Origin of the sequence: Acaryochloris marina S15, assembly GCF_018336915.1 — a bacterium.
GTDB lineage: Bacteria > Cyanobacteriota > Cyanobacteriia > Thermosynechococcales > Thermosynechococcaceae > Acaryochloris > Acaryochloris marina_A.
The window spans coordinates 109,048-132,742 of record NZ_CP064926.1 but is presented as its reverse complement, the minus strand read 5'-3'; the positions used below and the strand labels follow the sequence as shown (position 1 = coordinate 132,742).

Genomic DNA, 23,695 nt, shown 5'->3' with positions numbered 1-23,695 from the left:
CCCTATTCAAGCTTGCTTTCTTTCTTTTGCAATATAGATGGACATGCTCAAACCTGACCTAATGTATTTTTCCCTTGAATTAGTCTGCATATGTTCTATAGGGGGACATTACAATTGTTCGAAGATTTGTTACAACAGGGATGTGGATAGAGGTGTTTTCAACATTTGATATACAGGCTCTTTGAGGAGGATTTAGGTGGCAATTGGCATTCAATTTCTTATATTGAGGGGGTATATGAAAGTTTGATGTATATGTATATTTATCTTGCCCTAACCAGATTTACTGAACTCGTTAATATCAACTATAAGCTCTAGCTTATTGCGGCGAGGTAATAAATTAGATAGATGAGTGACATTAAAAAAGCGACGAGTTCCCTTACTCCTATTACAGATGCGGTATCAGACTTAGCTTTAAATAGTGCAACTTCTATTCCAGCGCCAATAAGAAAGAATGTTTTTAAAGCTTTTGATCGGCTCTGCACGGCTGCTATAGATATTCCAGTTTCATACCTGGAGGGGAAAGCGGCTGAGCGACGGGCTGAAACACAGGCTCGTATCCATCTTATTTCGGCTAATGCAGAGCAGATTGCGAGACAAATAAATGTTGATCCTGAATATGGTCGAATTGCTTCAGAGAAATATGGAAAACGAATTCTTCAAGAGCAGATAAATATTGATAAGGTCTGCAATATGGCAGCCCAAGACGTGGCACAAGTCAGAGAAGAACTCAACGATATTGACTGTTCTGAGCAATCTGACCAAGCAGAAGCTCTGATTAGCGATGACTGGCTTGATAGCTTCCGACGAGAAGCATGTGGGAAGAGTAGTGAAGAGATGCAGATACTCTTTGGTCGCATTCTTGCGGAAGAAATCAAGAAGCCTGAGTCATTCTCAATTCGAACTGTAAGAATAATGGGTCAACTAGACAACAAAGCGGCAAAACTATTTAAGCAACTCTGTTCTCTGTCTGTGACTTTAGGGTATGGTGCATTTGTCCTTGATACAAGGGTGCCATCTTTAGGTAGAAATGCAGCTCATAACTCGCTCGATAAATTTGGACTTAGTTTCAGCAATCTCAATATCTTAGAGGAGTATGGGCTGATAATTTCAGACTACAATTCTTATATGGACTATAGATCTGCAATTTCAAGAAACAATCAGATATCCTCGCTTCTTCAAGTCAATAATGCTTATTGGATGCTTATTCCCGACAAACCTAATGATTGGCCGCTTACAAAAGAACTCAGAATAAATGGTGTTCAATTATCTACTTCTGGTAAAGAGTTACTCAAGATAGTAGAAATTGAAAATAGAAAAGTGTATACAGACGCTCTTGTTAACTATTTCAAGGGGCTTGGTATGAAACTAACTAGAGTGGATAATCCCTAGTTTCATCGCACTACGATGTCGGCAATTTAATAACTGCGCTGTGCTAGAACGACATGCGGTGACATGGTTGATTAAGTGACAAAAGTTGTTTATGTCCGGTGAACTATGACTGGTTAGATATTAGAAATACCGAAGATCAACCAGAGTTGCAGCGTGCTGTTTTACGGATTTCTCTGTCAGCATTGCAGAGTTTAGATTAAAGGTGAATCTAGTAGATGCTTGTGAGAAGTCCAGGATGGGTAAATGTCTCCAAAGTTTTTTTGCATCTCTATAGCGTTTATTGGTCAATTGACCGTAAGATTAATTCCAAGATTTTAGAATCTATAGAGATTCTGTATTACCTATCCTAGCCACATAAAACGAAGAATCGCTTTCCCTGTTCTGAATTCAGCCAAATAAAAACTCAAAACCGTAAGCTCTGATGTCGAGAATTTTACTCACATCGGAGCTATTTTCATGAAACTTGAACTAGACCTGACGCCCGCCGAAGTCGAAGCACTGCAAGCTACACTGAACCACTACAAGCACGTTGCGACCGAAGACTCACTAGACTACCTCAGAGGTTCCCAAGCCCAAGTCTTTCATTACAACGCCTCTGAAGTCCTGAGAGCCATATCGACCGAAGTAGTTAGGCAACAGGGAGGCCCATCTTTTTCCATTGGGCAGCAAGAGGGAGAGACTTCACAGCTGCATTCGCCTCTTGGTATCTGGACAAGGGACAATCAGCAAATCAACGACATCAGATCGGCATACATCACCTACCCAGGACTAGCCGATGTGTTGGCCCATGATCGCGATATGTACCGGACTGGTGAGCAAAGAGAGCAATATGCCGACGTTCCCGAACACGTCTGGTCTGAGCAACGAGGGGTACTGCAAATTGTGGCAGCAGATATGGGGTTTGCGACTGAACTCAACCGAAAGGATCTGAGCTTTGCCCAACTGCGTCAACCCGATGGTGTCACACCATCAGAGAGATACGGCCAGCAACGCAGCATTTCACCTGACAGAATTCGTAAAGCCTTAGAAGCAAGGGGCATGGGTCAAGATTCTGCCTTTGTGCATGAAGCCAGCAACGGTATCAAGCTGGCAATTGACCAGAACGATGATCGGGTTGAGGTGATGAGAGTCTACAGCGACGGGGATGCATCATGGCGATACACCTCTCACAAAGAAACGCCTAATGGGTTTGTCCCTGGCATTTCCAATCAGATGTCAGGCGAGGAGCGCGATGCTTTGATGGAAGCTCTCACTACCTTGGAGCAGGCCAAGGAGATAGACGATATCGACCGATACGGAGGGAATGAGGCTGTTCTGAAAACGTTTTCTCAAGGACTCGAACAACTCAAGCAGGATTCCCCAGGCATGGTTGGCTCTGGTGGAGGTGCAAAGGAACGGATTGAGCAAAATCTTGAGGTACTGAGGCGAACGAATGATGAGTTAGCTGGACGTGGAGACGGTGAACTGAAGGAGCTATTTGACCAGGCCGATCAGATCATGGATAAGGAGGTTTACCGGAATGGCGATGATCTGACAGCCGAGGGCATGGAGGAGCCTGCTATCACTCTTGAAGACACTTTGCCTCTGGATTATGAGGAGGAATTAGCCGCCGAGCGGTATGACCCAGGCACAGACCTGGATGCTGAGCCATTGCCTGATGCTGCATCAGTTTTGGACAATGAGGGTCGAGCATTTATCGGGTTGCCTCCACTGCCTAACAATGGCGAAATACCTCAGCCAATGCCAACCGCTCAGGAAATTGCTGATGAATTTGGTCTTGAAATTGTTGAGCCGACTGAGGTTAGTCCTTCCGATCCAGGTCAAAGCGAAAACTTCTTTCAGAAAGCGGCCAAAGGCATAAAGAATGTTGCAAAGCTAGCCATGCCTGGTAGTCCAGGGGTTGAGCAATCTATCGCAGATGAATATGAGCTATCGATGATTGAATCGATTAAATACAAATGGGAGTTGCAGCGGAGTGAGGAGAAAGATAGCCCTGTCAATGATTTGGGGCAGAACGCTAACGCTAATTTCTTCGAGTTGGCCCAAAGTGCAGCCTTAGATCATGGCTCGATAGACAGGGGTGATGTTGTTTCTTTGGAGCTGCCTGATGGTCACCAAATATACACATGGCAAGATTCTGTGATCATTTCCAAGGAAATCAATGGTGAGCCTACGATCCTATATGAACAGGAGCAGGAAACCTGTCATCTGCCGGGTAATAGTGAGACTTTTAGAGACAAGCTATCTCTCGAAGTGAAAGCAGCTATCACGGGGGAGGTGCAGGAATTGGACAACAGATCGCTTGCTGATAATGTCGGTATCGATATCAATAACGAACCCGATCAGGAAATGTCCATTTTCGATATGCTTTCTCAACCACTTGGATCTATCGATATGGACGGCATGGATGCAGATATCCCCCCATTGACGACCGAACGACATGCTGAGAACAAAGCCTTTTTCGATGCCATTGAACAAGCTACGTTACGACAGGGTGAGTTAAAGGAAGGTTTTAGCAAGTTGGATTTAGGTGATGGTTTGACGGCTCTCGCTGTCCCTGGCGACGTTGTGATTTCCCGGCAAGATGGCACAGGGAACAGCAGTGTTCTGTATGAGCAGAGTCAGGATACATCTCATTTAAGCGGGTCTGGCGAGTCGTATATGGATAAATTACCGAAAGATTATAAGGATCGGATCATTGAACAAGTTGAGACTGTGAAGCACACAGATTACCAACCAAAGGAGGCGCAGGCCAGCTCAAAAAAGTCGCCAGTGAAAGGGGTTACTGAGCAACGCAAATCTAAGCAAAGCAGAGAGGCCGATTTAGGGATGGGGTTTTAGGCTGAAGCTAATGGTATGAGGCTGCACAAACTCTTGATATACAGAGGTTTTCACGGCTTCTTTACGTTGATTTGGCAAGCTGTAACCAGAGATAAGCTATTGCGTTCACTACGTAAAAGTTCCTAGCCCCGGAAAGTCCCCCTCTCCGGGGTTTATTAATGCAGGTGCGCTCCAACGTCGATCAGCCCTCTCTCCATCAATTAGAGGTTCAAGACTGAGGGGGTAAAAACATCCGCTGCTTGATGGCCTCCCACTGTTGTGCGGATAGTCCACTGGCTTGTTTGCTGCAATCAATCATGAGTTGGTAGGTGGAGAGGTAGTTGGTGAACGCTTGTAAATCATCTGTGGACAGATCAAAGAATTTTGGAGAGATATCTAGAGATGAGCTACTTATTGAAGTGAGTTCTTCGGCTGTACTTTTTGAAGCTTCAAATGATCTTTCTAGATATGAGATGAGGGGTTGAAGATCGACATCTGAAATAGGTTGATTATTCATGGTGAATTTTGCGCTGGCAAGGGCGAGACCGAGGTTGTTGGCGAGGACGAGGCTGGGGTTGTTGGCGAGGGTGTTGTTGCTGCCGCTAGCTCTGGCGGTGGCGAGGGCAAGAGCGAGGCCGGAGGTGCTGGCAAGGACGAAGTCGGGGTTGCTGGTAAGGTCGCTGGTGAGGTCGCTGGCAAGGATGCAAACTCTAGCGCGGGCGAAGTCACCAGAGAGGTCGAAGTCTGAAGTCCTGGCCCAGGTGATTGCGAGGGCGAGGTAAAAGATCAGTACTAAGGCAAATATTCGCTTCACTTCCCCGGAGTAGCCACTGGCTGTATGAGATGTCTTAACCTCAGCCCAAGCCAGCAATCCCTTTAACTGTGGATTTTTAGATAGCGTTTGAGTTTGTCCCTCCAATTGTTGCAAGAATCTGATCGCACCCCCTTTCATCAACCCAGCAACTAGGAGAAAGACTTCCCGCCAGCGGAAATCGAGAAGGTAAAGTTCAACTAAATCCTTCTGTAAATTCCGGGTGACAATGTATTTCGCCGCTAAAAATTCCTGAAGGGTTAAATGGGAAAACGAATAGACATCCGTCGCTCGTTCGACCAAAATGCCTTGCTGCACTTCAATAGCTTCCAATACGGCTGATGCATTGAGATTCTTGGGGGCATCAAGAGTATCGCCTAAGAAAACAGTTATGTACTTGATGAGTTGTTCTTTTGAGAAAAATAGTTGATCGTTCTCAAAGCCTTCATAGGCAATCTTTGCCAATAATTCCTTCTCTAGGTCCGCGTGGAATCCTTCGTATATTTCACCCCGGCCAACTCTCTTCTCAGTGGCCCATTCTTCTAGCAAAATATCTAAAGCTCTGCTGTAGAGTGTGGTTCGGTTGCTAGGGACCGTCAGGGATTTGTTGTACACCAGGCAGATAAAGGTTAATAGCAATGGGGATTGAGCCAGTTCTTTTGATCCTTTATTTACAGGCTGTTGCAACCGTTCCCAGCATTGCTCTGCTGTCTGATACTCCCGATCCAGTTTTGAGGAAAACCAATTATAAATAAACCGCTCAATTTGGTCATCATCAAATTCTGCTATCGCAACTGTACTCACCCGCTTGAAATAGGTGTGATAGGCAGCAATCCGGCAGGAGGCTATAAACCGATTCTCTGAATACCGATCCACTAAGTTCTGAATACTCTCAATAATAGTATTGAGATTGTCGGCGGGAACTTCATCTAGGCCATCAAACAGAAGCAGAAGCTGTCCCTTCTTTAATGCGTTTTCAGTGAACCCTTCAGGGCTAGGAAAGCCACAGTTCTCAAATTCTTCGGTAATTGAGGCTTTCAAATCTACCTCAGTGGATCTGAACCGCTTTAATTCTAAGAAGACGGGGATATGTGGGAGTTGATAGTCTCCTGCATTACCTTTAAGGGCTTCCAGTCCCACCTTTCGCAAAAAGGTAGACTTACCGATACCTGGATCACCCAGAACAATCAAGCGTGCACAATCTTTGTCCCTGGCAATCTCAATCCCATTGCGCTTGGGACAGCTGTAGTCTCGAAAGCGTCGTTGTCCCTTGTTGCGGTAGGTTTCTTCTAAGTCAGATTGGGAAGCATAACTTTTCAGCGCTGCCGAGTCTAACATCCAGGCACCAGAATAAATATCGTCTAAGGGAATGGGTTTTGACATCCCTAGAACCTGGACATGGCCGTGGCGCTCTGTGTAGGTTTGAACATATTTTTTAGTGGCACTGAACAGCAGTTGTCTAAAGGGTTCATCAAGTTTGATGTCAGCCATGTCACCAAAGACCCTGACCGCAAGGCCAACGAATCCTTTTATGGCTTCTGCTGCAAGAAAAGTCCCCGGCTCCACTATTGATCAGCCCCAAGAAAAATCTACTTATTGATGATTATCAACTGAATACAGTCGTTCCCACCGATCCATTGGCATTAATTCAGGGATAAACAAAAAAGAACCCCCTCCAACCCAGTGAAGGATCGGAGGGGTCAAATCCATGCATCATACTTCCAGCTTAGCGATTACCCAGAGCAACATCACTCAGAGTGAGCTGCTTCTTACGGGTTCGTCTTGCTGGAACTTCGACAGACTCAGGGGTGACTTCCAGGGTATCTGCAACCATTTCTGGTGCAGTCGATTCAGGAAGGTCTAGGCTCCTTTGTTTAAGTTTGCGGTGGGCATCTACGTAGATGTCTTACAGGGAATATAGGCAGATTTTTTGTGAGACCCAAAATTTAAATCAAGGAGTCGGGTCACTCTTGTAGTGCTAGGATTCCCAAGCTAAACCTACGGCTAAAACTAGCGCTATTATGATGAAGATCCTTATGGCCTCCCCTAGATACGCTACTCCTACCGTTGAAACAGCAATAGCCAAGGTAATCCCAAGCAAAAACAGAACTGCGAATGCGTATATTGCGTTCATGATTGTTCTCCAATTAAAACAATGGGCGATCAGCTTATTGAGCTGATTTAGCCTCTACTCTGTGCTTAGGTAAAAAACTTTTAGGACCAAAATCAAAAGCCAGAATTGTTACACTTGCTTTACGATTCACCTCAAGAGACTAGAAACAAAGTCTGGTAGAAGGCCGTTGATCGCAACGCACGGTCAAAAACCCCAAAGGCTCAGACTCGAATTAAAGTACAAAATTCCGAAGACAAAAATGATGGGCTGGAGATTTGAACGAAGCAAAGAATCATGAGCCTGGTAACCCCTTAAACGCTTCCCTGGCACTGCATCTTTAGAACTCCACTGCTACAAAAACGCTCTTTGTCGTCCAGCTAAGAAACCAGATCTTTGCACCAAAAATTACCCAGGTCTTCAATGAGTCCGTCATCCGTCGTCATACTCGACGAAATCTGAACATCCTTCCAGTCAGGCCAGTTGTCAGCAACAAGCTTGCAATCTTCGGTCGCCGTCTGGGTAACTTCAATGCTGCTGTTGTTTTCGATATAGATGATCACTCGATCATCTCCCCAGTGTGCTTCCTTAAACCGGGTCTGACCAAAAACTTTGCCGCCTCTGTCTTCAATTTCTTCAGCTAGTTGGCGAAATTTCTCTTGATTTTGGGTATCCCATACACTACTTACTACCATCAATGCACCACCGAACAGTAGCACACAGATCCATCCCCACACTGAGCCATTTGAACGGTTGAGCTGTTCTAAAGATATAGAGGGTTTTGATTTGGGCATTTTTGTAGTTCTCACGCGCGTTCATTGGAGCCAGTTTACGTTGTCGAGGAAAAATAAAAAAAGCCCCCAGCCAATCCAATTAAGGATCGACCGGGGGGATTTTGGTGTTAGGCTTTGGCGTGTTCTGAAATCAGAAGTTTACCCAGTTTGGTACTGGCCTCAATTGCAGGCGCAGCCTCAACTACTGACTCAATGACAGGTTCAACTGCTTCAGGTAAAGAAAGAGTATCGTTATCTTCAGTTTCTATAACAGCTTGGGGTAGGACTTCCCCGGTGTAGGCATTGATCCGATCACGAACCTTTTGAGCAAGGCTTCTAACGTCCTCGCCGTCATCGATTCGCTGTTGGAGTTTGGCCTCGCGCCGTTCTTCTTGGGCAGACTTCATCTCTGAAATTCCTTCCTTGAAGTTTTGGGCGACCGTGGAACCTACTGAACTACTGAGGTGCGATACCTCAGAGCCAGCGGCATAAGCCTTGGCTGTCAAACCTTGGATAACTTCTCTTTCTTTGTCCTTAGCAGCTTCACCAGCGACTAGGCCAGCATTCCGAGTCTTGCGTGTAATCAGCTCAGCAGCATTTGAGAGGAAAAAGGCGGTATCTGCAACAGCATGTTCTACCATCCAAATTCCATTGTTACTGACGCCAGTTACAGCAGACTTGACCAAGTTTCCAGCCCCTTCCCCAAGATTCTTTGCTGCCTCGTCTCTTCGGAAGTTCATCAAACCTTCACCGAAATCATTGATAACAGTGGGCTTAACGGCTTCTGTTGGAGTCTTAGCAGGCAAAGTCTTAGGGTCTATGAGCTGAGACTTCTTGACCAATCGGCTGGAGCGCTTTGTGGAGTTAGACATAAAGAAATCCTCAATTTTAAGGTAGTTGCTAGCAATTCCCGGAGGAATCATCGAGCCAATTGCAGTAGATTGAGGCAACTAGTGCAAAAGCAAAGTCCCACGCCCGTTGTGAACCGGGTTACACCATTTCAGGGACAATAAAATCGACACTTGGTTAGTCGGGCGAGCCTTCAGGCGGTGGGATCGGCTAAGTCCCTATTCAGTTTTTAAGTTTGGGTTATAGGCAATAAATGTGTAGAGGTTTGCCAATCCCTTGCAGAGCTTCTAGAACGCCCTGAAGAGAAAGACCAAAATCGGTCTAGAACAATCTTGGATTTTGTGGTCAACGCAGTATCAATAACTGTGCCCTGGCTTTACCCAGTTGGATCGGACATTGCAGCAGAACTGCAACCCACTCGTAAAAGTGGTTAAAACTAGTATCGGGAATCGAACCCGGTTAAATGGCAGTAGAGAGCCATCTAGAAACCTTCACTAGTGATTGAGAATCCATCTCAGCGTTCTCTAGCATCACTCGCAGATGACTAGCCCCGTTAGACGGTTGAAAGCGGTTTAATGCTTTCTGACGATTCCCTGGCTCGTCTGACCGGAAACTGGTTTATCCCCCAGCGCTGGGCTAATTCAGTTGTAAGGTGCGGTAGCTAGAGGTTGAAGTGATGTCCTCTTTGCTTATGTATCTAATGTAATTGATTTTCCTATGTTTAACAAGCGATTATCAATCATAATAGCTGATCTTTGAAAGGGGATCTATAAGCAAAAGCTAGTGTGCTAGGATTTCTAATAATCCTATGTTTAACAAAGGATAAGCCTATGAGTGGACACAAGACAAAACCTCTATCCCCCGCGTTCCGAGAACAGTCTTTCAAGCCGATGGGTGAGGAAGCGTTGGTTTATGTGGGCTTTCGGATGTCTCCAAAGCTTCGAGACATTGTGAAGGCAAACACGGACAATGCATCAGACTTCTACCGAGAGGCTGTCGAGAAATACGCCAGGGAGAACGGTTGGATTGAGTAGTTTTCAAAGTGTATGAACTTCTATCATTTAAATTTACGTAAAATCAAAGCATCTTGTTGATAGATAATTGGAAAAAAGTTGCCTATTGGAAGCTTTCTTACATTTGCTGAAAAATCGTAGTTTTTCTGAATTGACCAAATGAGCAAATTAAAGTGGTTAGGTAGATTTGGACTGAAACAGTGGCAGCGCTTGAGTCTGGCATTCTTAACCATGATGTTTGTGACTTTACTGTCAACAAGCCCTAGCCTTGCGCAGCAGTATTCTTTAGAACAAATCAGCGTTATTAAAAAAATTGAGGAAACTGCTACACTCCACTATCAAGCACAGCTCAAAGTTGATAAGGGTTTAGAACTAGCATTAGATGAGTATAGAGACGAGGCACTAAAAGCACACCTGAACGAAATTATAGTTCAGAGTTTTTACATAGAAAAAATAGCCAGTCTTAACAAGACTAAGCCTTGGCAGCAGTGGACACCCTTCAATTTATCAGTTGCAATCGCTATAGGGATTTTAACTTGGTTTAGAGACGCAATCATCAAGAAAGGGAATCAAGCTAGTCAAGGCATTATAGACAACATTTACAAGCGATTTTCTGGTACTAAACTACTTAGAAATTTTGCATTAGAGCAATACCGTAAAGCATTAAGCAACAAATACCAAGAGCTAAAAATTCCGTTTAGACCTAATCGCCCTTTGAAAATGGCGGAGGTATATGTACCGTTGCAGCTTCTGGAGCAGGGAGAACCGATTGATGCAAAACGGGCAGTCAAAAACTTTAAGAGATTGATGATTGTGGGCCAGCCAGGATCTGGCAAAACAATGCTGCTAAGATCTTTAGCCTTGAGCTATGCCAACGGACCTTGGGATATTCCTCAACAGCCCGTAGTCATCATCTTGGAGTTAAATAGATTAAGTAATACCAAACTCACTATTGAGCAACAGCTAGTTAAGGCTCTGGAGCGAGACGACTTTCCCAATGGGACAAACTTTGTTTTCCAAGGACTGAAGCAGGGCATGATTATGCTACTCTTTGACGGCCTGGATGAAGTGAACAGTGCGGATCGTCCCAACGTTGTTCGCCGTTTGCAAGATTTTATCAGCCAATATGATCAGTGTCGGTTAGCGATTACCTGTCGCACACAGGTTTACAAAAGAGAGTTTAATACCCAGGTCGATCAGACGGTGGAAGTAGTAGAATTTGACGACCAACAAATTCGGAAATTTATGCGCCCCTGGGAGCAAGACCAGAGTGATGATAAATCCGTGGAGCAGTTATTAAAAACTTTGCAGGATCGGCCTCGGATTATGGAGTTGGCTCGTAATCCATTGATGTTGACCATTATTGCTTATCTATTTACCGATACCGCTTTTGTGTTACCCCACTCACGGGCTGAGTTCTATCAAAAGGCCACTGATATTTTGCTAGAGGTATGGGACCAAGCTTGTCAGACACCTAACCGTTACAAAGGAAGAGATAAAAAATTAGTTTTACGACATTTGGCTTTGTATGCCCAAGACCAAACGAAGGGGAAGCAACGAGATCGCCGTAATCTCACTTGGCTCACTGTGAATGAACAAGTGGCATCCATTTTACCTGGTCTAAATTTGAAGGCAGAGGATGATTTAGATCCTATTTTGGAGGAGATTTGTGAACGCAGTGGTTTATTGATGCCAATTGATGGCGGGGAAGGCTATCAATTTACCCATCTAACCTTGCAAGAATTCTTTGCTGCTACTCAGTTAATTGACGATGTGGAGAGTTTGATTAAGCACTTTAGCAAAGATCCAGATGTATGGCGAGAAACAGTTAAGCTCTGGTGCGGACTGGCAGGGGATAGTACTAGACTAATTCGAGCTGTTTACAAAAAAGACGACGTAACAGCTTTCAGTTGTTTGGCCGATACTCAAAAGATCGAGCCAAAGCTAGCGACGGACATCATAGATCACTTCAAAAACTGGTTACGTAGCAACCGTTCAATCAGAGAGTATCTTGGTTTAGATACTGTCAGTTCAGACAGCATAATTAAGGCTTTTGGAGCTGTCGCTGCTGATCAGCGTCCCAGAGGTAAAGATATTTTCGATTTTCTGGTCCTAACTCTGTCTAGGGGAAATAGGTCTACTACTTATGCAGCACAGGCACTAGCAGCAACCAATGTCCCAAAAGCAGCACAGGTTTTAGCTGACCATTATTTACAACTGACGGACATACAAACACAGCTTGTGCGTATGGGTGATGTAGCAGTACCTAAGCTCCAAGTTATTGCAGAAGGGGGAGATACCTCTGCGATTACGAATTTAGGAGAAATCGGCACACCGTTTGCGAGTAGAACTTTAGTACCCTTACTTTGGGACAATCGTGAGGCTATAGCGTTCCATGCTGCTGTTCAGTTATCAGCCCTACTTCCAGAAGTAGACATAGAAAAAGATTTAGCAAACTTTCCTAAAAAGAAGTTACCCAGTTCTAGTCAAACCTGGCAGGGGATTTGGAACCCGTTTGATGAAGTAAAGAAGAGCGCTATCTCTGTCATAGCCGAGCAAATCACGGATCAGCTCGTCCAAGGAATTCAAACCCAACATTTGAATCAAATTGATTTGCCTGACCTAGATCCTCGAATTGTTTTGCCAATTTGTCTTTTAACCAATCAGTCTTTATGTAAACCTTCTAAGGATTGGATAGACACAGCTCAGGCAATACTAGAAAACACCAGGCAAGGGACACAATTAGAGACAAAAAGCCCCCAACTCATTAGAGAAGCTTTGAAACAACAACCTCAAAGCCTCCAATGGGAAACCTTACTAAAAACACTTCCATTAAGAATGCAGCTTGATGTACTCTACCGTTTGAGTGTAAATCGCTCCCCCACAAAAAATGATTGGCAAAATCTCTATACAACGATGACCTACGATCTTAGAGCCAGTTGGCACTACCAATTGGTAGTATCTATCGCGGTTTTACTGTCCGTATTCACCTTGATCGGAGCCTTTGAAAATTCCATTCATTCGTCAGAACTTTTGATTAGGGGGACCTCGACTTTATCTGCCTTCTTCATTGTTCCTGTTGCTTGGCTGGCCATTCTGAGCGGTACAGAAGAACCTTTTGAACCTAATTTATTTATTAGTCTGGGCCTATTGGGACCTATCTCATTTTGCAGAGAATACGGGCGCTTCTTACGAAGTCAGATTGTGTGGAATGGAGCCCAAGCAATATTTGACACCATAACTAATGCTGAAAACCTCGGATGTGCTGTCGTTGTCACTGTCGCTGGCGGTGTCGTTGGTGGTGTCGCTAGTGCTGGCGTAGACGCTGTTGTTGGCGCTGTTGTTGGCGCTGTCGCTATCGCTAGCGTTTTCGCTGGCGCTGTTGCTGTCGCTGGCGTTTTCGCTGGTGCTAACGCTGACACTATCGTTAGCGCTGTCGTTAGCGTTGTCTCCGTCCCTGTCTTTCTCGTTGTCTTTGGCGCTGTTGTTGGCGCTGACACTGTCGCTGACGTTGGTGGTGTCGTTGGCGGTGTCGCTATCGCTGGCGGTGTCGTTGGCGGTGTCGCTGGCGCTGGTATTGGTTTCTGGGTTAAACAGACAACCAAATCAAAATTTGGCCGATGTCTATAGATCTACAGATAAAGATCCGTGATTAGCTAGGCAGCTTGTGTACCCAAGGTTTTGCAATATTTGCCCATTAAGACAGTAATTTCATTGGGAGTCTGACTAAAGTACAGTAGCCCCTCATCGACCTGCTGAACTAAGTCATCAAATTGCTTGAAGAACCGTAGGTGTGTGCTGCGTTTTTTGAGTTTCTTCCACAAGAATTCAATTGGGTTGAAGTCAGGAGAATATGTGGGTAATTGGAAAGGAGTAAGGCGAGCGGATTGCTGGTCAAAGAACTGCTTAGTTGCTTTACTGGTGTGATATCTAGCCCCGTCCTGAATGAGAATAATATGCTTGTGAGTCTGCTGGAGTACTTGAGTTAGAAAAGCAGTATACCCTTCAGAATTGAAGCGTCCCGTCTGACCTTGATAGAAGAACTGACCAGAATGATAATCAATTAATCCAAACACCTTGTAAGCCTTCCGTTTACCACTGGTGGGCAATGTTGGCTGGTCTCCACGAAGACTCCAGGTGTAGCTTAACGACCCCCACTGCGCAAAACTGGCCTCATCCCCAAATAAAATTAGGGCATCTTTGGCTGCTGATAAACGCAAAATCTCAGGCCATTTGTGTGTCATCCATTCTTGTCGCTTGGCTTCATTGAGATGAGCTGCAACAAACCGTGCTCTTTGAAATGAAAAGCCTAAGTTCCTCAGTAGAGTACTCACATAATGGGGATGATAGGAAACATTGAAGCGTTTCGCAATCAGGTCTTGAACCATTAATGCACTCCAACAACCACACTCGTATCCAGCTTTGAGCGGACCTGCTTTAATCCATGACTTGAGCTGTTGTCGTTGCCGTGGAGTGAGTTTGCTGCGACGTCCTTGAGACGCTTTGTATCTAAAGCTAGCGATACCTCGTTTTAGAAATGCATGCAGATAATCCCTGATCGTTTGTTCGCCTAGTGCCAATGTTTCAGCTACCTGTGCCACTGAACCACCTTGACCAAGCTGCAATAAAGCACTAATACGTTTGACCAGACGTAAATTCTGACTCCCGTATGCCTGGCGCAGTTTAGCTTCAATCTTTTTGCGTGTTGATTGGGTAAAGCGCAGTTTGAATTGTGCGAGCATACTGGATGACCTCTGATAATCTTGAAATCCTTGCCAGAGCTAAGAGTATCAGGAGCTAGTTACTATATTTAATGAAGATGTAGTGTCGCTAAAACCACGGATGCTTTTCTGAAGATCTATAGCAATATTAGCAGCCCCCTTCTTTTGTGCATCACCGGTTGTTGTTTGCTTCTCAACCTTATTTATCCACAGATTCATTGGTTTTTCATGGCCCAATATTGCGCTTATTTGGCTAGGCATCATCATCACCTGCACCTTGCTTTTGAGATATGGTTGCCATAAAGAACGATTAGCCCAAAATCCTTTGAAAGGGATCCTGCCTGAATACCATAAAACTGCTTAATGAAGTTTTCCCTGAAAGAACATTGCTCCACTAACTAAGAATGGCTCAAAGTTTTTCCCTGAGAAGTTCGGCACCATCGGCCCAAGGTCACGAATTAGCTTTTGCTTTCCACCCGCCCACTTCAGGAAGGGACGGGGGTTCGTTGTGGTTTGCATATCTATTTCGCAGATAGCGGATGGATATTGCAGTTCTCTACCGCCCGATCCACGATCAGATCGGCAGCATCTAGGACCGATTCGCCAGTTGCCCAGGGGATGCGGGTATTCATGCAGCACCAATCCTGTAGCGCTACGAGCTGTGAGTCATTCAGTTGCCGGGTGTAGTGAATTCCATCCAAAAAGCTGGGTGGTTCTGAGTCTGTTAGGGCAGCGATCGCTTCTTTCAGTGGATTATCTGAGTGGTAATAATATTGCTTCACTTTTATTTCTCCCAATACAAATGCAGCCCCAGACCAAATTCAGCCGCAGCCCGCCGAAGTGCCATTGAGCTAGCATTGCTCGTTGCATCACCCCAGTTTTCAATGTCACTGTCGGCAATCCCCAGAGCTGATCGGGAAAGGCTACCGTCCTCGCCATGAATCGTTATCGTTGCCTTCACTACGGTTTTCCCATCGCCAAAGTGGGGTGAGCAGTCGTATTCAAAGCCTGGTGCCCTGGCCTCTAGAATGCGAACGATGTCGTACCAACTGACGAACTTCAGGGCTACTCCTTTTTTGGATTTAGTCTTGATGAACCGCTCTGGAATGGGACGCCTCAAATCCTCTAGGATTTCCTCTAGCGGTCGGCGAAATGCCCTAGGGGTATTAGCCTGGGGCTGAGGTGGTACAGCGACTTGAGTGGATGAGCGGTTGATGGGAAGGACGTTTCTAGCTTGCATGGCTTAGCTCCAACTGATCGGCGGCAGGGTATTTCCAGTTCAGATATGCGGCGAGTCCATGACCAGGGTCAGGTGTGCGATGTGTCCCAATCACGACAGAACCAGCTCTTACAATGCTCTTGACCGCCCTTTCCACTTCTAGACGGGTGGGCTGTGCCTACGGTGTACACACAAGTCTGAATTAGACTGTAGTGAAGTCGTATAGAGCATCCTCATAGATATGGAAAATCCTATTTTGGTGCACGAAGAACTGATTAATGGAACTACCTTTGGCGACCTTCGTTTGCTCAAAAGGGGGCTTCATTATTCGATGCCATTCATCACCATCAGAGCGTAAGCATCCGTCAAATCAGCCAAGGTCGCGCAGAGCAAGTGGGCTTCTATCGCTTCTTAGAGAATGAAAACGTGTCCATATCTGAGTTGGTCAAAAGCCTCTGTGACCACTGCCAGCAACAAGTCAAAGGACGACACGTTGGCTTTGTTCAGAAATGGCCAAAAATGGGTAACACTAGCACGACAAAACAGGCCATCTCTAGAAATGACCAGTCCAGGATTTATTCCTTTTGCTAAGCTCTTTTGAAGAGTTTGAATCCCAGCAGTTCTAGCCAGTGAGGATGCTTCTCTCCTGTCATCACTTCTCTAGGACTTTTTCTTTTTCTCTCTTCACAACCACTACTCATGAATTGTCGGTGGTTGAGAAAGAATTGAAGCAGTCCCAAATAGGGTGTTCCAAGATGTTTGCGAAGCGTGAAATAGCTGCGCAGCCTGGAGTTGAGATTCTCAACCAAAGAACTCGCCCTAGGTGTCTGTTTCATCGCATTCTGGATCGCCCCATGGAGTTGAAAGAACTTCCAGTTCAGCATCTGATGCAGATCGCCCCAGCTCCTCCAGTACGCTTCGGAGGTCGCCTGTTTCCGGAAAAAGCGCACCATCTGCCTGACGAGAAATAGAGGTGTCTCGAATTGCTGGGCAATCTCAGCCAGCTTGTCATCAAACACCTTGGCAAAGGCCAACAGATCGTCCCGTTGATTCTTCAATGCTTTGCGTAAGACTCGAATCTGCTTACCTCCGAGATGCTCACGTTGCTGAAGTTCTGCAACGATGAAGTCATAGAGTTCTAGCCGTTCTGAATGACAGGGACCGGCCAGTTGGAGGACATCATGATTGAGCCACTCTATCAGGGTCTTAATGTCTTTTGCCAATTGCACTGATTGCTTCTCTTGGGTTCTCGCTTTTCCCAAACGGACACAGAGGGGATGCCATTGCCCTTGTTGCTTAGCCTCTGCCATCTTGGCTTCTAGCTCTTGGCGTCGAGACTGAGCCCCCATTGCTTTTCGATTGAGGCTGTTAGCCAGGGTTTGGCACTGGTGCTGGATGTGGAATACATCACCATGACAAGGCTTGTCTCCAAAGGCTTCTTTTTGTCCAGCCCGTAAGCCTGAGCCAGCATCGGCAATGGTGTGTGTTGGGTCGAGTCCTTGCTCTGCAGCATTGAGTAGATGATAGCCCCAGGTATCCGCATCTCGGTGATCTGCAGCTTCAAGGAGATAGCAATAGGTGGAAGCGGCATCAATGCCGACTAGAACTGGTTTTGAGCCATGAAAGATCTCATCGAGCAGACCCACCTCTATGGCAGATAGGTCTTGGGATTGATTGACCTTGATAGCTGATTGTGAGGCAACTGTAAGCCGGTTGTGGATCGTGCCGACACACGTTGGAAAATCAAAAAGATCGCGCAGCAATTCGACGACACCGCGAAAGGAACTGTGGCAAATCAACACTAAGGAAAGGATCAGTTGGAACAGCCAAGCTTTCGTGACGGGTAGATGGAAAAGCACCTCATCGTCATTATTCGTAGATGGCGAGAAAGCTTCTTCCAAAGCATCATTTGCCTTGTTGCTTTGTTGGTAGAGAAACTTGCGACTGACTTGATGTTCTTTTGCGAGGTTGGTGACGGGTTCAGTCTTGGTCAGAACCTGAAGGGCTAACTCCTGGCGCTCACAAGGAGAAAGAGTAGCGGCGACACAGGAAGAGGAATTCATCTTTAGGATTTGTTGGGCAGAAGTTGACGACATTGAAAGAGTATCCCTGATCGCCATACCCGAGATCTCAAAATGTCTTGATTTCACTCAACTGTGGACTAGATCTGTAACCCTGAAATGAACAGTGCCCAAGAAATTCATCACCGGGTGAAAAATAACTTACAGGTGATATGTAGTCTACTTAATTTACAAAGCCAGACAAATACTAATTTGCAAGTTGCAGAAATTATGCAGGAAAGCCAGGATCGTGTTAAATCAATGGCTTTAGTCCATGAGAACTTGTACCAGTCAGAAAGCTTGTCAAAGATAAATTTTAAGACTTATGTCACTGACTTAACGAACAACCTTTTGCGATCTTACCGCTCTAAAGTGAGCCAAATCCGTATTACCATTTTTAGCCCCAATATCTACCTTGAAATCGACACTGCAGTACCTTGTGGTCTGATTATCAATGAGTTAGTCTCTAATTCTCTCAAATATGCATTTCCTCAGCAACATGATGGACAAATTGATATCCACATGACCCAAACTGCAAAACAGATGTTGGCATTGAAAATTTCTGATAGCGGTATTGGTTTACCCGCTAACCTGAACTTTGCAAGATCCCAAACTTTGGGCTTACGGATGGTTAACACCTTAACAAAACAGATTTCAGGTACCATAACTGTTAAACGAGAGACTGGAACGTCATTTGAAATTTGTTTTCCCCAATCCCGTTAAATACCCCTAACTGGAAGTCGCACAGTAAAGACAGTACCAACCTTTTCTTGACTAGCGAGTAGGATCTTACCCCCATGCAAATCAACAGAATATTTTGCTATCGTCAAACCTAATCCTGTCTCTGAAATATTGCCTACGTTGCTGGCTCGATTTAATCGCCATGAGCTGGAATAACTGAAATACTCTATCAATAGAGTATTTAGAGTATTGCTCTGAGAAAACAGCAGATCATCCGTTTCCAGCATCCTAGGCCTTCAGGGATGGCAACACTAACGCATGTCCTGAAATGTTTTGAGACTATGTTCTCTGTATGGGAAAGTAAGCGGAATAGATACAGGCTTGCTCTCCTCTGATTTTTCTGTGCCGAACTCAATGAGACGGACGGTTGGGATGTCGGAGCGTTGAGCGAAACGCGACATAAATTATTCCACAGAGCATAGATTCCAAGATCACTATATGGGGTTTTGGTTTGGGGCGAGGCGTCATAGCCTCCCTCGCCCCAAACCAAAACCCCTACATCTTACGTGAAGGTAATAAGTTTCATGGAAGCCGCCTTATGAGCACTAGGGATAAGACAACCTTTGGGGTTGTAAATCAATGTTTCATCTTCATTGTCCTTCCAGGCGCGTCACTTTACAATAAAGCTGTCATTAAATATTAAAAGAAAATTAAATCATTATGACTATATATCAACATAGTTTGAATTTATGTAAATTAAACTCCTTCATTAGTTCTAGGATTTCATTGCAATAAATCAGAGTGCTCGTCTGTTTTTGAATTTACCAACGCTTTAAATAATCTAGTACTCACTAGCTTTAGTACTTCCTCCGTTCCCCAAGTAATCTAAGAACTCTTGGGGGAAAGCTTTTGGTTTTCAATTGTTGTAAGGACTTACAGAAAGCTTTACTAGTTTTTGCGAGTTGGATGACATCAAGTTGATCTATATCAACTAGAGAGAGGTGCTTTTATGTCCCGCCACCAGAATAAAGAGAAGGAGCCAGAACCTAAGCGTTCGATAGATGAGTTTTTTGTAGTGGCAATAGGGGCTTCCGCTGGGGGCTTACAAGCATTAGAATCATTTTTCTCTCATTTACCCGAAAATCCAGGAGCTGCCTTTGTTGTGGTGCAACACCTGGCCCCAGACTTTAAAAGTCTGATGCCAGAAATATTACAGCGGCGGACTCACTTACCCGTTCATTCCATTGAAGACAGTATGCTTTTGAGACCAAATGCTGTCTATGTACTTCCTCCACGCAAGACTCTCCGTCTCAAAAAGCAACAACTAAGACTGCGCAAACAACCTGATACGCTGAATTATCCTATTAACGAATTTTTCCAATCTCTCGCTCACGAATGGGGAGAACGAACGATTTGCATTTTACTGTCAGGAACGGGTAGTGATGGAACCCAAGGGCTGCAGGAAGTGAGTCGTGCGGGTGGTGTCGCTCTTGTCCAGTCCCCGGAGACGGCCCAGTTTACCAGTATGCCCACAAGTGCAATCCCTTCTGGTTTGGTAGATGAGATTCTCTCACCCCAGGAGTTGGCTCAGGTGGTCTATGACATCGTCAGTCTTTCAGCTAGTTATCCCGGATATACGTCAGAAGAATCCGGCCTCGTGGACCCGAACCAGCTCCAACGGATCTTGGATATATTGGCAGAGCGTGAGCAAATCGACTTCTCCCACTACAAAATTAGTACGATCAGTCGTCGGATTACTCATCGGTGTGCCCTCATCCGATGCAGCAATCTGGAAAACTATATTCGTCTGATTGAATCCTCAGAAGAAGAACAGAAGCTGTTGCGCCAGGATTTATTGATCAATGCAACCCGCTTCTTCCGGGATCTTCCTGCATGGGAGTATTTAGAAACTCAAGTACTTCCCCAACTGATCGAGGGGCTGTCCATCCATCAACAACTGAGGATATGGATTTCAGCCTGTGCGACGGGTGAAGAAGCCTATTCCATGGCCATATTAGTAGATGAAGCTGTAGAACGGGCTGAAAAACCTATCAATGTGAAAATCTTCGCAACAGACCTAGACCGAAATTCACTAGAAACAGCCTCCAGTGGTATTTATCCAAAAAGTATTGCCAATTCCATCTCCTCAGAACGCTTAGACCGTTATTTTACCGATGAAGGAGAACATTACCAGGTTAAACGGGCACTACGGGAAATGCTCATCATTGCCCCCCATGATCTAACTAAGAATGCTGGCTTTTCTAAGATGCATCTAGTGAGCTGCCGTAATGTCTTGATTTATATGCAACCCCAGCTGCAACAACAGGTGTTACGGTTACTACATTTTGCACTAGCTCCTCAGGGGGCTTTATTTTTAGGGAACTCCGAAACATTGGGAGACTTGGCTAGTGAGTTCCTTCCCTTAGAAGCGAAGTGGAAGATTTTTCGTAAACGTCGGGACGTACAACTTCCCTTAGCCCCATTAACTCAGCATCGGATTCTGACCGCGATTCCGGCCTCAACCCGTTTAAAATCACGGCGACCTCAGTTTGACCGCTTGCTCGGTCAAGTCTATCAATTTTGCTTTGCCCAGAAGCGCCTCACCTGCTTTCTTGTTGATTATGACAATCAACTTCTCCACATTTTCCATGATCCCGATCAACTATTGGAATTCCCCTTAGGTGATGTGAAGGTAGACGTGACAGAGTTAGTACCCTCTGCCTTTAAGTTGCCGCTGAGCACTGCTCTTCACCGTGCCAAGCGGGATAAAGAGCCCGTCCTGTACACCAACATCAAACTCTCCCGTGGTGAAGAAGACTGGACAATCAACCTGCGGGTGAATATTGGTGACCCGACACCGGGAATTGAAGATTATTTAATTGTTGTATTTGAAGTAGAGACTAACCCAGTAGTGGTGCAAACTGTTACCAATTTTGAAATAGATACAGAAGCCACGAAAAGAATTACTGAATTGGAATATGAACTTAACCAAACCCGCGAGAATTTGCAAGTCACGATTGAGGAACTAGAGACCACAAATGAGGAACAGCAGGCAACCAATGAAGAATTGCTTGCTTCCAATGAGGAATTGCAAAGTACGAACGAAGAACTCCAGTCAGTTAACGAAGAACTGTATACGGTGAACTCAGGTTATCAAAGTAAGATTCAAGAGTTAATCGAACTCAATAACGATATTGATAACTTACTTCGGAGCACAAATATAGGGGTCGTATTCTTAGACCACGACCTCAATATTCGCAAATTTACCCCTGCTGCTACCCGAGCCATCAACATTAGACCTGCTGATGTGGGCCGTCCCTTAGCCCATTTCACCCATAAACTTGATTATCCACATCTCGTAGATGATCTAAAGCAGGCGATCGTAGATGCCTCCGTGATGAGCAAGGAGGTAGTGATTCCAGAAACCGGGGAACAGTTGCTGTTGTATGTGAATCCCTACCTAAGGGAGGATGAGGTGAAGGATGGGGTTGTTCTCACCTTTGTGAATATTGACGATCTCAAACAGGTCCAGGGAGAACTAGCCGAATTCAGTCATCACCTTGAGCATCTCCATCGGTTAGCAACAACAAACTACATCAGTTTAGAAGAACGCTTCAGTGATTATCTGCACACAGGCTGTGAGCTTTTAGATTATCCAACAGGGGTAATCAGTCAAGTGGACGGTGATACTTACACAATAGTTTCGTGTGAATCTAAGCTGCCTAATCTGGCTGCTAGCTCTACTCTTTCATTGTGTACCCCTCACTGCATAAAGGTCATGCAAGATAAAAGAACGGTAGTCTACACTCGTTCAGACGAAATGACTGAGGAGGATATGACCGTATCCTTAACCTCATATATTGGCACTCCGATTTATTTGGAAGGTGGGAAAGCCATTTATGGAACACTCAATTTTTTCTCAACGGAGAGCAGATACCTCCGTCAGGATACCCATACTAAAGAGACGATCGAGCTAATGGCTCAAAGCATTGGCCGCTTTCTCATCGCACATCAGGCAGATGCAGCTTTGCGGCAAGTGAATGCAGAATTAGAAAGTAGGGTCTTAGAACGGACTACTGAACTCGAAGCGGCCAATACCCACCTGAGCCAAGAACTCCTGGAACGCCAACATGCAGAGAAGAAACTTCGTTCCAGTGAGAACAAGCTGTTAGAGGCCCAGCGTATAGCTCGAATTGGCAACTGGGACTATGAGGTAGCAACTGAAACTCTAACCTGGTCAGAAGGAATGTTCCATATCTTTGGTTGTGAGTTAAGCCAAGGTCCTCCTGCATATGCAGATTTTATTAATTTATTAAATCCAGAGGATCAAATCATATTAGATGAGGCGATTCAACAAAGTCTCACTAACGGTCTCCTGTTTCAGAGAGATTTAAGACTTGATCACTCTCAGGGGGCTCAAAGGCATATACATGTCAAATGTGGCCCCGTATTAAATGAGAGCAAGCAGGTCTCTCACTTGTTTGGGACTGTTTTAGATATTACTGACCGGAAAGCTGCTGAACAGGTTAAAGATGAGTTTCTTGCAGTAGTCAGTCATGAACTGCGCAATCCTCTGGCAGGAATTCATGGCTGTTTACAACTTCTCTCTCAACAACCTACTCTTCTGCACTCGGAAGAGGGAGGAAAGCTTCTGAATGTCTCGGCTGCTAACTCTCGACATCTTGTCCGTTTAGTGAATGACATTTTGGAAATGGAACGATTGGAGTCTGGTCGATTTGCCCTCAAGAGAACGGTAGTGCAAACAACTGATCTTACTCAGCTAGCCCATCAAAATCTCCAGCAGATGATGGGAAAAACCCAAATCCATATTGAAATCTCAGACCCAGGTATAGAGCTAGAAGCCGATGCTGATCGGTTGATTCAAGTCTTTAATAATCTCCTCGAAAATGCTCTGAAATTTTCCTCTTCTGGAGGAAGTATTTGGTTGAATGTCGAACGGGGTGAGGGAGACCAACAACTCATCAATGAGGTGAATGAATCGATCCCAACAGTCTTATTTACTGTTAAAGATCAAGGGCGTGGCATTCCCCAGGATAAATTCGAGAAAATCTTTGAACGATTTAGTAAACTTGATGTCTCAAATACCCAATTCACAAAAGGAACAGGATTAGGGCTATCTATCTGCAAGCATATTGTCGAAGAACATGGAGGCAAGATTTGGATAGAAAGTACCCTAGGGGAGGGTAGTTGTTTTTTCGTAGCAATCCCTATCCGGCCATCACTATAAG

15 protein-coding genes and 1 pseudogene are annotated in these 23,695 nt (G+C 45.1%); 7 read left to right on the top strand and 9 right to left on the bottom strand.

The features are described from left to right. The first annotated feature begins 345 nt into the window (after positions 1-345). Both I1H34_RS30380 and I1H34_RS30375 read left to right on the top strand, forming a co-directional pair. Positions 346-1,389 carry a DUF2806 domain-containing protein gene (locus I1H34_RS30380; RefSeq protein ID WP_212667026.1) on the top strand — a complete coding sequence of 348 codons (1,044 nt, stop codon included), beginning with the start codon at positions 346-348 and terminating at the stop codon, positions 1,387-1,389. A 456-nt stretch (positions 1,390-1,845) separates the two neighbouring features. Continuing rightward, a complete protein-coding gene (locus tag I1H34_RS30375; RefSeq protein ID WP_212667025.1) occupies positions 1,846-4,230 on the top strand; it encodes a hypothetical protein in 2,385 nt (794 codons plus the stop codon). A gap of 208 nt (positions 4,231-4,438) precedes the next feature. On the opposite strand, the gene I1H34_RS30370 is transcribed toward I1H34_RS30375, so the two are convergent. The 3 genes from I1H34_RS30370 to I1H34_RS30360 all read right to left on the bottom strand — a co-directional run bounded on the left by I1H34_RS30370 (position 4,439) and on the right by I1H34_RS30360 (position 8,775). After that, on the bottom strand, positions 4,439-6,511 hold the full coding sequence (locus I1H34_RS30370; RefSeq protein ID WP_212667024.1) for an NACHT domain-containing protein: 2,073 nt from the start codon (positions 6,509-6,511) through the stop codon (positions 4,439-4,441). 999 nt (positions 6,512-7,510) lie between these two features. Beyond that, positions 7,511-7,924, bottom strand: coding sequence for a hypothetical protein (locus I1H34_RS30365; RefSeq protein ID WP_212667023.1), 414 nt, complete (start codon positions 7,922-7,924; stop codon positions 7,511-7,513). A gap of 107 nt (positions 7,925-8,031) precedes the next feature. Continuing rightward, entirely contained in the window at positions 8,032-8,775 is a 744-nt protein-coding gene (locus tag I1H34_RS30360; RefSeq protein ID WP_212667022.1) for a hypothetical protein, read from the bottom strand. A gap of 807 nt (positions 8,776-9,582) precedes the next feature. On the opposite strand from I1H34_RS30360, the gene I1H34_RS30355 reads away from it, so the two are divergent. Next, on the top strand, positions 9,583-9,786 hold the full coding sequence (locus tag I1H34_RS30355; RefSeq protein WP_212667021.1) for a hypothetical protein: 204 nt from the start codon (positions 9,583-9,585) through the stop codon (positions 9,784-9,786). A gap of 210 nt (positions 9,787-9,996) precedes the next feature. Further along, on the top strand, positions 9,997-13,395 hold the full coding sequence (locus I1H34_RS30350; RefSeq protein WP_212667020.1) for an NACHT domain-containing protein: 3,399 nt from the start codon (positions 9,997-9,999) through the stop codon (positions 13,393-13,395). A 26-nt stretch (positions 13,396-13,421) separates the two neighbouring features. Here the strand turns inward: I1H34_RS30350 and I1H34_RS30345 are convergent, their stop codons facing one another. From I1H34_RS30345 to I1H34_RS30330, 4 genes are all read right to left on the bottom strand, one after another. After that, positions 13,422-14,507 carry an IS630 family transposase gene (locus I1H34_RS30345; RefSeq protein ID WP_212662243.1) on the bottom strand — a complete coding sequence of 362 codons (1,086 nt, stop codon included), beginning with the start codon at positions 14,505-14,507 and terminating at the stop codon, positions 13,422-13,424. Positions 14,508-14,555: 48 nt separating this feature from the next. Next, positions 14,556-14,753, bottom strand: coding sequence for a hypothetical protein (locus I1H34_RS30340; protein WP_212667019.1), 198 nt, complete (start codon positions 14,751-14,753; stop codon positions 14,556-14,558). Between the two features lie 254 nt (positions 14,754-15,007). Continuing rightward, positions 15,008-15,268, bottom strand: a complete 261-nt coding sequence (locus I1H34_RS30335) for a hypothetical protein (RefSeq protein WP_212667018.1) — start codon at positions 15,266-15,268, stop codon at positions 15,008-15,010. 2 nt (positions 15,269-15,270) lie between these two features. Then, positions 15,271-15,726 (bottom strand): hypothetical protein, encoded by a 456-nt coding sequence (locus I1H34_RS30330; RefSeq protein WP_212667017.1) that lies wholly within the window; start codon positions 15,724-15,726, stop codon positions 15,271-15,273. 315 nt (positions 15,727-16,041) lie between these two features. Between I1H34_RS30330 and I1H34_RS32600 the strand changes: the two are divergent. Next, positions 16,042-16,200 (top strand): annotated as a pseudogene (locus tag I1H34_RS32600) (IS4-like element ISSysp3 family transposase); the annotation flags it as partial. Positions 16,201-16,292: 92 nt separating this feature from the next. On the opposite strand, the gene I1H34_RS30325 reads toward I1H34_RS32600, so the two are convergent. Continuing rightward, positions 16,293-17,801, bottom strand: coding sequence for a hypothetical protein (locus I1H34_RS30325; protein WP_249370324.1), 1,509 nt, complete (start codon positions 17,799-17,801; stop codon positions 16,293-16,295). An 84-nt stretch (positions 17,802-17,885) separates the two neighbouring features. On the opposite strand from I1H34_RS30325, the gene I1H34_RS30320 reads away from it, so the two are divergent. Then, positions 17,886-18,488 (top strand): sensor histidine kinase, encoded by a 603-nt coding sequence (locus I1H34_RS30320; RefSeq protein ID WP_212667016.1) that lies wholly within the window; start codon positions 17,886-17,888, stop codon positions 18,486-18,488. Here I1H34_RS30320 and I1H34_RS30315 read toward each other — a convergent pair. Next, positions 18,485-18,733 (bottom strand): ATP-binding protein, encoded by a 249-nt coding sequence (locus I1H34_RS30315; RefSeq protein ID WP_212667015.1) that lies wholly within the window; start codon positions 18,731-18,733, stop codon positions 18,485-18,487. The two genes, I1H34_RS30320 and I1H34_RS30315, sit on opposite strands and share 4 nt — an antisense overlap. A gap of 722 nt (positions 18,734-19,455) precedes the next feature. Between I1H34_RS30315 and I1H34_RS30310 the strand changes: the two genes are divergently transcribed. Then, positions 19,456-23,694, top strand: coding sequence for a chemotaxis protein CheB (locus I1H34_RS30310; RefSeq protein WP_212667014.1), 4,239 nt, complete (start codon positions 19,456-19,458; stop codon positions 23,692-23,694). Position 23,695 lies beyond the last annotated feature (1 nt).

Coding starts and splice junctions, on each gene's coding strand:
- I1H34_RS30380 (WP_212667026.1), top strand. CDS start 346: ATGAGTGACATTAAAAAAGCGACGAGTTCCCTTACTCCTATTACAGAT.
- I1H34_RS30375 (WP_212667025.1), top strand. CDS start 1,846: ATGAAACTTGAACTAGACCTGACGCCCGCCGAAGTCGAAGCACTGCAA.
- I1H34_RS30370 (WP_212667024.1), bottom strand. CDS start 6,511: ATGGCTGACATCAAACTTGATGAACCCTTTAGACAACTGCTGTTCAGT.
- I1H34_RS30365 (WP_212667023.1), bottom strand. CDS start 7,924: ATGCCCAAATCAAAACCCTCTATATCTTTAGAACAGCTCAACCGTTCA.
- I1H34_RS30360 (WP_212667022.1), bottom strand. CDS start 8,775: ATGTCTAACTCCACAAAGCGCTCCAGCCGATTGGTCAAGAAGTCTCAG.
- I1H34_RS30355 (WP_212667021.1), top strand. CDS start 9,583: ATGAGTGGACACAAGACAAAACCTCTATCCCCCGCGTTCCGAGAACAG.
- I1H34_RS30350 (WP_212667020.1), top strand. CDS start 9,997: ATGATGTTTGTGACTTTACTGTCAACAAGCCCTAGCCTTGCGCAGCAG.
- I1H34_RS30345 (WP_212662243.1), bottom strand. CDS start 14,507: ATGCTCGCACAATTCAAACTGCGCTTTACCCAATCAACACGCAAAAAG.
- I1H34_RS30340 (WP_212667019.1), bottom strand. CDS start 14,753: ATGATGATGCCTAGCCAAATAAGCGCAATATTGGGCCATGAAAAACCA.
- I1H34_RS30330 (WP_212667017.1), bottom strand. CDS start 15,726: ATGCAAGCTAGAAACGTCCTTCCCATCAACCGCTCATCCACTCAAGTC.
- I1H34_RS30325 (WP_249370324.1), bottom strand. CDS start 17,801: ATGTCGTCAACTTCTGCCCAACAAATCCTAAAGATGAATTCCTCTTCC.
- I1H34_RS30320 (WP_212667016.1), top strand. CDS start 17,886: ATGAACAGTGCCCAAGAAATTCATCACCGGGTGAAAAATAACTTACAG.
- I1H34_RS30315 (WP_212667015.1), bottom strand. CDS start 18,733: ATGCTGGAAACGGATGATCTGCTGTTTTCTCAGAGCAATACTCTAAAT.
- I1H34_RS30310 (WP_212667014.1), top strand. CDS start 19,456: ATGTCCCGCCACCAGAATAAAGAGAAGGAGCCAGAACCTAAGCGTTCG.